Annotated in this window: 9 protein-coding genes; 2 read left to right on the top strand and 7 right to left on the bottom strand. The window is 59.1% G+C overall.

The window, feature by feature from the left end; all coding sequences use genetic code 11:
• A partial coding sequence (locus tag AAAB35_RS00060) for a TonB family protein (protein ID WP_340666213.1) occupies positions 1-296 on the top strand: 296 nt, incomplete at its 5' end.
• A gap of 11 nt (positions 297-307) precedes the next feature.
• Here the strand turns inward: AAAB35_RS00060 and AAAB35_RS00055 are convergent.
• From AAAB35_RS00055 to AAAB35_RS00030, 6 genes are read right to left on the bottom strand one after another with little or no spacing between them, the layout of a single operon-like run.
• Complete coding sequence (locus AAAB35_RS00055; RefSeq protein ID WP_340666212.1) at positions 308-1,900, bottom strand: GMC family oxidoreductase N-terminal domain-containing protein; 1,593 nt, start codon at positions 1,898-1,900, stop codon at positions 308-310.
• A gap of 5 nt (positions 1,901-1,905) precedes the next feature.
• The gene (locus AAAB35_RS00050; RefSeq protein ID WP_340666211.1) at positions 1,906-2,886 is read right to left on the bottom strand and encodes a branched-chain amino acid ABC transporter permease; all 981 of its coding nucleotides are present in this window, start codon (positions 2,884-2,886) and stop codon (positions 1,906-1,908) included.
• Between the two features lies 1 nt (position 2,887).
• Positions 2,888-3,775 carry a branched-chain amino acid ABC transporter permease gene (locus AAAB35_RS00045; protein WP_340666210.1) on the bottom strand — a complete coding sequence of 296 codons (888 nt, stop codon included), beginning with the start codon at positions 3,773-3,775 and terminating at the stop codon, positions 2,888-2,890.
• Positions 3,776-3,777: 2 nt separating this feature from the next.
• Entirely contained in the window at positions 3,778-4,482 is a 705-nt protein-coding gene (locus AAAB35_RS00040; RefSeq protein WP_340666209.1) for an ABC transporter ATP-binding protein, read from the bottom strand.
• Positions 4,475-5,296, bottom strand: a complete 822-nt coding sequence (locus AAAB35_RS00035) for an ABC transporter ATP-binding protein (RefSeq protein WP_340666208.1) — start codon at positions 5,294-5,296, stop codon at positions 4,475-4,477. Before AAAB35_RS00035 ends, AAAB35_RS00040 begins: the two co-directional genes overlap by 8 nt.
• Positions 5,297-5,299: 3 nt before the next feature.
• A complete protein-coding gene (locus tag AAAB35_RS00030; protein WP_340666207.1) occupies positions 5,300-6,505 on the bottom strand; it encodes an ABC transporter substrate-binding protein in 1,206 nt (401 codons plus the stop codon).
• 296 nt (positions 6,506-6,801) lie between these two features.
• Here AAAB35_RS00030 and AAAB35_RS00025 point away from each other — a divergent pair, with 296 nt between their 5' ends.
• Positions 6,802-7,713, top strand: coding sequence for a LysR family transcriptional regulator (locus tag AAAB35_RS00025; RefSeq protein WP_340666206.1), 912 nt, complete (start codon positions 6,802-6,804; stop codon positions 7,711-7,713).
• On the opposite strand, the gene AAAB35_RS00020 is transcribed toward AAAB35_RS00025, so the two are convergent.
• A partial coding sequence (locus AAAB35_RS00020; RefSeq protein WP_340666205.1) for an FAD-dependent oxidoreductase occupies positions 7,714-8,744 on the bottom strand: 1,031 nt, incomplete at its 5' end.

Genomic DNA, 8,744 nt, shown 5'->3' with positions numbered 1-8,744 from the left:
GTGTTTCCAGCGCCGCATCGGCCAGGCAGGCGGAAAAATGGAGCGATCGTGTACGTGCATATCTGGTTCGGCGTACACGCAGCGCCCGTATGGCCGGCAAAGGGACCGTCCGCATCAGTATTGGCATCGCGCGAAGCGGTGCAATTGTCTCGGCTAGCGTCGTTGGCAGTTCCGGTACACCGCAGCTTGATCAGAGCGTTCTCGACATAATTCGGCGGTCGTCACCGGTTCCATCTGCTCCTGATGACGTTACCATGTCCCGCATGGGGCTCACGGTACCATTTCTCATCCGCTAGCAATACCGACCCTAACTCTGCGCGATCATCTCCGCTGCCTTTTCCGCGATCATGATCGTCGGCGCGTTGGTATTGCCGGAGGTAATGGTTGGCATGACCGAGGCGTCGGCAACCCGCAACCCCTTGATGCCGCGAACCCGCAATTGCGGATCAACCACAGATTCCGCATCGGCGCCCATCCGGCACGTGCCAACAGGATGGAATATGGTTGTCCCGACCGCACCTGCCGCCTCGATCAGTTCTTCTTCGCTCTGATAGGCCGGCCCTGGTTTGAATTCTTCCGGGTGAAACCGCTGCAAAGGCTTTTGAGCAACAATATTGCGTGTGATGCGGATCGAATCTGCGGCCACGTGGCGATCGCCTGGCGTCGTCAGATAGTTCGGCTGAATGGCGGGCTGCGTCCGGTGATCGGCAGACCTGACATGCACCGTGCCGCGGCTTTCGGGACGCAGGTTGCAGACACTGGCTGTGAAGGCCGGAAATGCATGCACGTTCTCGCCGAACTTTTCCAGCGACAGCGGCTGCACGTGATATTGCAAATTGGCTGTGGCAAAGGCCGGGTCTGAGCGGGTGAAGACGCCGAGTTGGCTAGGCGCCATAGACATCGGGCCGGATTGTCTGATCAGATATTCGAAGGCGATTGAAGCCTTGCCAAGCAGGCGATTGGCTTTCTCGTTGAGCGTAGGGATCCCGGTGACCTTGTAGGCGCAGCGCAATTGCAGATGATCCTGAAGGTTTTCGCCGACACTACGCCGCTCGAGCACTGTCTCGATGCCCGCATTCTGCAGGACGTCGCCGCGTCCGATGCCGGAAAGCTCAAGGATATGGGGCGAGCCGACAGCGCCCGCCGCAAGAATGACCTCGCGGCGGCAATTGACCGTTCTGATCGATCCTTCTTGCGTGAACTCGATGCCTTCGACCTCAAGCCCGCCGAGGATCAGCCTGCGCACATGGGCTCCCGTCATCACTGTCAGGTTCTGCCGCTTAAGGGCAGGGCGCAGAAAGGCCTTGGCTGTATTCCAGCGAATGCCGCGCTTCTGGTTCACCTTGAAATAGGACGAACCCTCGTTGTCACCGCGATTGAAATCGTCGGTGCGCGGGATGCCCGCTGCTTCCGCCGCATCGCGGAACGCATCGAGAATATCCCAGTGCAGACGCGCCTCCTCGACGCGCCACTCGCCGCCGACGCCGTGAAACGCGTCAGCGCCAAGGTAATAGTCTTCAGACTTCTTGAAATAGGGCAGCACATCGTCCCAGCCCCAGCCGGTGCAACCGTCCTGGCGCCACAGATCGTAGTCACGCGCCTGGCCACGCATGTAGATCATACCGTTGATCGAAGAACATCCGCCGAGGACCTTACCGCGCGGGTAGTTCAGGACACGGCCATTGAGGCCGGGCTCAGATTCGGTGGAAAAGCACCAATCCGTGCGCGGATTCGAAATGCAGTAAAGATAGCCGACTGGAATATGAATCCAGGGATAGTTATCCTTCCCGCCGGCCTCCAGCAAAAGGACGGATGCGTTGCGGTCTTCGGAAAGGCGATTGGCGAGCGTGCAGCCCGCCGTTCCCGCACCGACGATGATGTAATCGTAGATTGCGTTCATTTCGATCAGTTCTCGGACCTGCTCGTAAGCATCCTGCCAAGGCGCGAGGCATAGAGCTCACCGATGATCCCACGGCGGAAGACGAGAACGCAGATCATGAAGATGATGCCGGTGATGACCGTCACTGGAAATTCCGAGGTGGCAAGATAGTTCTCGAGCGTCGCAATGAGCGCAGCGCCGAAGATCGGCCCGACCAGCGTGCCGATGCCGCCGAGCAGAGTCATCAGCACCACTTCGCCGGACATTTGCCAGCTTACGTCTGTTAGCGTGGCAAACTGGAAGACGATCGCCTTGAGCCCGCCGGCAAGGCCGGTCAGGGCGGCCGACATGACAAAGGCAGCAAGTTTGTAACGCGATACCGAGTAGCCGAGCGATATGGCCCGGTTCTCATTTTCGCGCACCGATTTCAGGATCATGCCGAAAGGCGAATTGATGATGCGCCAGATGATGAACATCCCGATCAGGAATACGCCGAGCACGAAGAAATACATGTTAAGCGGCTGTTCGAGGTCAATAAAGCCGAAAAGATGCCCGCGTGGCACACCCTGAATGCCGTCTTCGCCATGGGTAAAGGACGCCTGCAGGCAGAAGAAGGCGAACATCTGCGCCATTGCCAGCGTGATCATCGTCGAATAGATGCCCTGACGTCGAATGGCGAGAAAGCCGATGACGAGGCCAAGAACGCTCGCACCGGCAACGCCGGCGAGGATGCCGAGCTCCGGCGAAAACCCCCATTCCTTAACCGAATGGGCCGTGAAATAGGCCGCCCCACCGAAGAAGGCCGCGTGGCCGAAGGATAAAATACCCGTATAGCCCAGAAGCAGGTTGAAGGCGCAGGCGAAGAGTGCAAAGCACAGGATCTTCATCAGAAAGACGGGATAGACGTGGAACGGGGCGAGAATCAAGAGGGCCACGCCGACAAGAATGAGCAGCGTTTCGCGTGTGAGGAACCGCGTCTTCGGCGCAGAAATGGCAGCTTCGGTCATTTCAGGCCTCCTTACCGAACAGCCCCGCAGGGCGCACAAGAAGCACGATTGCCATGATGACGAAGATGACGATGCTCGACGCTTCTGGATAAAACACCTTTGTCAGTCCCTCGAATATGCCAAGGACATAACCGGTGACGATCGCCCCGAGGATCGATCCCATGCCGCCAACGACAACGACGGCGAAAACGATGATGATCATGTTCGAGCCCATGAGCGGGCTTACCTGATAGATCGGCGCCGCCATGATGCCGGCAAGCCCGGCGAGGCCGGCGCCGAGGCCATAGGTGAACGTCAAGAGCAGCGGCACATTGATTCCGAAGGCCCGCACAAGGGTCGGATTCTCGGTGGCCGCGCGCAGATAGGCGCCAAGCCGGGTCTTTTCGATGAGAAGCCATGTACCAAGACAAACGAGGAGGGATGCGACGACCACCCAGGCACGGTATTTCGGCAGGAACATGAAACCGAGATTGACACCGCCAGAAAGAGCACTCGGCACCGCATAGGGCTGGCCGGCCGCTCCGTAGTAGTAGCGGAACGCGCCCTCGATCACCAGCGCCAGTCCGAACGTAAAGAGCAGGCCATAAAGATGATCGAGATTATAAAGGCGCGACAGAGCGACACGCTCGATGAAGGCGCCGGCAAGGCCAACCGCCACAGGCGCGAGGATCAGCGCCGGCCAGTAGCCAATGCCAAGTTTGGCCAGGAGCAGATAGCCGATGAACGCCCCCAGCATATATTGAGCTCCGTGGGCGAAATTGATGACGCGCAGCAGCCCGAAGATGATCGCAAGGCCGAGGCTCAACATGGCGTAGAAGGAGCCGTTGATCAGCCCGATCAGCAATTGCCCGAGGAATGCCTGGACAGGAACACCAAATATCATGGTCATCGTCAGACCCCCAATGCTTCGTTGAGCATCGACATACGGCCAGCAAGTTCGCTGACGTGGAAGTTGTCGATGATCCTGCCATGGTCAACCACGTAGAAGCGGTCGGCGACCTTGCTGGCGAAACGGAAGTTCTGTTCAACAAGGAGGATTGTCATCCCGCGCTGCTTGAGTGTCACCAGCACTTCGCCGATGCGCTGGACGATGACGGGCGCCAGACCCTCGGTGGGTTCGTCTAGAAGCAGCAGCTTGACGCCTGTCCGCAGGATGCGCGCAATCGCCAGCATTTGCTGTTCGCCGCCCGAAAGCTTTGTGCCGGGGCTGTTGCGCCGTTCCTTGAGGTTCGGAAAAAGTTCATAGATCTCGCCGATCGACATGCCGCCCTTGGCAACGACGGGTGGAAGATTGAGATTCTCGTCGACCGAAAGCGTGGCGAAGATGCCGCGCTCTTCCGGGACAAAGCCGATGCCGGCATGGGCGGTACGATGCAGCGGCACACGCATCATGTCCTTGCCGTTAAACGTCACGGTCCCGGTGCGCTTGCGGATAATGCCCATGATGGCGCGCAGCGTCGTCGTCTTGCCGACGCCATTGCGCCCGAGCAGCGTGACCGTTTCACCTTCATTGATGTCGAGGTTGACCCCGTGCAGGGCATGGCCTTCACCATACCAGGCGTGGAGGTCCCGCACGGCAAGAAGCGGCTTACTCATGTTCGGTTCCCATATAGGCCACGCGGACGCGTTCATCCTGGCTGACCGTGCGATAGTCACCGGAGGTGAGAATCTCTCCTCGCTGAAGAACGGTTACCTGGTGGCAAAGGTCCGCGACCACTTTGAGATTATGCTCGACCATGAGGACGGCGCGGTCCTTAGCCACCTCACGAATAAGATCTGAAACGATATGCACGTCCTCATGCCCCATGCCTGCCATCGGCTCATCGAGCAGCAAGACCCTGGGATCGAGTGCCAAGGTGGTGGCAATTTCGAGCACGCGTTTGCGGCCATAGGACAGATCCGCCGCCAGATTGTTGCGGGCATCCTTGAGGCCGACTGCTTCGATTAGCTCCAGCGCCCGCGCATTGAGCCGGTTCAGCGCAGTCATCGGCAACCAGAATTGCGTTGACAGGCCGCCGGGCCGCTGCAGCGCGACGCGAACATTGTCGAGAACCGTCAGATGGGGAAAAACCGCGGAGATCTGAAAGGAGCGGACGAGCCCCATACGCGCCACCTTGGCGGGATCGGTTTTTGTTATATCGTTGCCGAGCAGGTTAATCGTCCCGCTGGACGGCTGCAAAAACTTGGTGAGAAGGTTGAAGACCGTCGTCTTGCCGGCGCCGTTCGGTCCAATCAAAGCGTGTACGCGCGCATGATGAACGTCAAGATCGACATTGTTGACCGCGACGAAGCCGCCAAAATCACGACGCAGGCCGCGCGCCGACAGGACCACTGACGGCCCCTGTTGCTGGTCGGTGACGGGAAAGGAAGGTCCTCTCCCGCGCACCGGATTGGTTTGCGATGCAGTCATGCGTTACTGGACCAGCGGGCAGCCGCTTTCTTCCGGCTTGATATAGGCTTCGGAACCTGGAACCGTGGCAAGGACCTTATAGTAATCCCAGGGCGCCTTGCTCTCATCCGGTTTCTTGACTTCCATCAAGAAGACGTCGCTGATCAGGCGGCCATTCGCCCCGACCTTGGCGCCACGCCCGAAGACGTCATCGACCGGCATTTCATGCATGGCGGCCGCGACCTTTTCGGTGTCGTCGGTACCGACCTTCTGGATGGCCTTCAAATACTGCGTAACGCCGGAATAGGTCGCAGCCTGGATCATGTTCGTCATGCGACCGGTACGCTTGAAGAATTTTTGGCCGAACTCGCGCGATTGGTCGTCCCGGTCCCAGTAAAAGCTTTCCGTGAGCGTAAGGCCCTGCGCAGCTTCAAGGCCAAGGCCGTGGACTTCAGCAAGCGTGAAAAGAAGCGCGGCCAGACGCTGCCCGCCTGAAACGATGCCGAACTCGGCCGCCTGCTTGATGGCGTTGGCGGTGTCAAGGCCAGCATTGGCCAGCCCGATTACCTTGGCGCCCGAGGATTGCGCCTGCAAAAGGAAGGACGAGTAGTCGGTTGTCGCCAGGGGGTGACGCACGGAACCAACAACCTTGCCGCCCTTCGAGGTGACGAACTTGCTGGTCTGTTCTTCCAGCGAATAGCCAAAGGCATAGTCGGCGGTGAGGAAGAACCAGGTATCGCCGCCCTGGGCCACCAGCGCACCACCGGTGCCAACAGCAAGTGCGTGCGTGTCATAGGCCCAGTGGAACCCGTAGGGCGAGCACTGCTTGCCGGTCAGCTCGGTCGTCGCCGCGCCAGTGACGAGATTGATCTTCTTTTTCTCCTTCGAGATGCCCTGTACGGCGAGTGCGACCGAAGAGGTCGTAAGCTCCATGATGGAATCGACCTGCTCGGTATCATACCACTGGCGTGCAATATTGGAGGCAATGTCCGGCTTGTTCTGATGGTCGGCAGAGATGACCTCGATGGGTGCATCGAGCACCTTTCCGCCAAAATCCTCGGCCGCCATCTTGGCGGCCTCGTAGGACCACTTGCCGCCAAAATCGGCATAGACACCTGACTGATCGTTAAGGATGCCAATCTTGACCTTGCCGTCCGATATCTCGGCACTGGCGGCGGGGATGACCGTGGCGGCCATCAGGGATGCTGTTGCAATTGCCAAAAATTTCATTCGTAAACTCCTCCCAAAAATCGAACGCTCACAGGGTCATCGCGTGACGGACTGCGGGGCGCCGAATGGTTCAATGAAAATGCCCGAGAGATATCACGCGCATAGGTCCGCGTTCCCTGGTGCCGATCTCCTCCTCAATCCAGCCTCGCAGACCGGACAATATTTAACTCATGATTGCCCTGTTTCTCCCGACCGGCAACCATGCTTTTGAAAAAACTGTAACATTGACAAATAGGTACACAAACATCTATTTTTGCACATAATAGGTACGAAAATGTACAGATTGCGAAAAGCCCTTGCGCCAGTTCACCTGGGATGATCTTCAATACTTCCTGGCCGTTGCCCGCACCGGACAATTGACCACGGCCGCGCGGCGCCTGCGCACCAACCATGTTACTGTTTCAAGACGGATCGACAGGCTCGAGGAATCGCTGTCGGCACGCCTGTTCGAGCGCAACCCGCGCGGCTATATTCTCACGGCACTCGGTGAAAAACTGATTGAGTCAGCCGAGATCATGGAACGCGAGGCCGAGCGCTTTCAGAACGAAGCGTCGGAAGGGACGATCTCACTGACCGGCGTCGTGCGTCTCAGCATATTGGAAGGGTTCGCAAACTTCTTCCTGGCGGATCGCCTGCCGCGGATGGCGCAATCCTACCCAGGCCTGTCAATCGAAATGGTCACCATCCAGCAGATCGTGTCCCTGTCACGACGCGAAGCGGACCTGTCGATCACGCTGCATGCGACACGAACGGGTCCCTATGTTCAGGAGAAGCTGACGCCCTATCGACTCTTCATTTACGGATCGCGCGATTATCTCGCCCGCCATCCGGCGATCCGGCAGCAGTCGGATCTCTCCAGCCATCGCTTCATCGGCTATATCGAAGACATGATCTTTACCCCGGGCCTCGACTACATGCGCGAGATCCTGCCGGGCCTGCATCCCGCCTACCAAAGTTCAAGCATCTTCGCCCAGCTCAGCGCCACGCGTTGCGGGTTTGGACTGTGTATCTTGCCGTACTTCATCGCCTGCAAATATCCTGAGCTGGTGCCGGTGCTGCCCAAGGAACTACACCTCAACCGCGACTATTGGCTGATCTGTCACGAGGACATTGTCAGCACGCCGCGCATTCGCGCATTGAGCAATTTCATCACCTCCGAGCTAGAGACGCAGGCGGCGGTCTTTGCCGGCGAGCCTTTGCTCGGCTGATCAGGAAAAGCGCAGCGGCGACAGCTTGGGCAAGAGCGGTTCGAGTTCAGCATCGGGCGCCTCGCCGCGGATGAGCGCTGCAGCGAGCGCGGAAAGGGCAGGGGCCGTCTGAATCCCGTAGCCCCCTTGTCCGGCGAGCCAGAAAAATCCATCGACATCCGCGTCGAAGCCGGCAACGGGCGTCCGATCCGGCGCGAAGGTGCGCAAACCTGCCCAGCTATGCTCGACGCGCGTGACGGGCACGGTCACCGCCTGCTCGTAGCGGTAGAGCCCCTCAGCCAGCACCATGTCATCGGCAAAAGCATCATGGGGATCGACCGGCGTTTCATCGCAGGGCGAGACGAAGATGCGCCCGCCATCCGGTTTCAGATACCAGGCTTCGTTGACGTCATCGACCAGCGGCCAGCCGCGCGTGTCATGGCCTTCGGGTGCTGGCAGGACAGCGATGGAGCGTCGCAGCGGCGTCAGGCCAAGTGGGCGCGCGCCGAAAATGGCAGCCGTAACGTCCGCCCAGGCACCCGAGGCATTGACAATCGTTTTGGCCACAATCGTTTTTCCGCCCGCATGCACCTGCCATTTGTTGCCAACGCGCTTGGCATCGGTGACCTCTGCCCTGGTATGGATTTGCACGCCAAGAGCGGTGGCCTTGCGCAACCAGCCCTGATGCAATGCGTTGACATCGATGTCCCAGGCATTGGCCTGATAGCATGCCGCCGCAACGTGGTCGCGGTTGAGTATTGGCACCATTTCGACCGCACGATCGACCTCGATCATTTCGACGCCCGCGCTGGTGCGCGCAAAGTTTTCAAGATCGGCAACACTGGCTTCGTCGGCGACCGTCAGCGAACCGCGTGGCGTAAGCAGAGGCTCCGGAAAGAGGCTGGTGTCGCGCTTTTCAAACAGGGGGGCACTCACTTTATTGAGTCCGCGGATGACCTCGTTGCCGTAATTGGGAAGAAAGATTGCGGCTGACCGGCCAGTCGAATGATAACCGGGCTGGTCCTCGCGCTCGACAACGACGACGCGGTGCG

Source organism: Phyllobacterium sp. (genome assembly GCF_037994425.1).
GTDB lineage: Bacteria > Pseudomonadota > Alphaproteobacteria > Rhizobiales > Rhizobiaceae > Phyllobacterium.
Note: the sequence above shows the minus strand (reverse complement) of the source record. Positions and strands in the feature narration are given on the sequence as shown.

What these genes read in the sequence shown, in the direction of transcription:
- AAAB35_RS00040 (WP_340666209.1), bottom strand. Translation starts at nt 4,482, where the DNA reads ATGAGTAAGCCGCTTCTTGCCGTGCGGGACCTCCACGCCTGGTATGGT.
- AAAB35_RS00050 (WP_340666211.1), bottom strand. Translation starts at nt 2,886, where the DNA reads ATGACCGAAGCTGCCATTTCTGCGCCGAAGACGCGGTTCCTCACACGC.
- AAAB35_RS00030 (WP_340666207.1), bottom strand. Translation starts at nt 6,505, where the DNA reads ATGAAATTTTTGGCAATTGCAACAGCATCCCTGATGGCCGCCACGGTC.
- AAAB35_RS00035 (WP_340666208.1), bottom strand. Translation starts at nt 5,296, where the DNA reads ATGACTGCATCGCAAACCAATCCGGTGCGCGGGAGAGGACCTTCCTTT.
- AAAB35_RS00055 (WP_340666212.1), bottom strand. Translation starts at nt 1,900, where the DNA reads ATGAACGCAATCTACGATTACATCATCGTCGGTGCGGGAACGGCGGGC.
- AAAB35_RS00045 (WP_340666210.1), bottom strand. Translation starts at nt 3,775, where the DNA reads ATGACCATGATATTTGGTGTTCCTGTCCAGGCATTCCTCGGGCAATTG.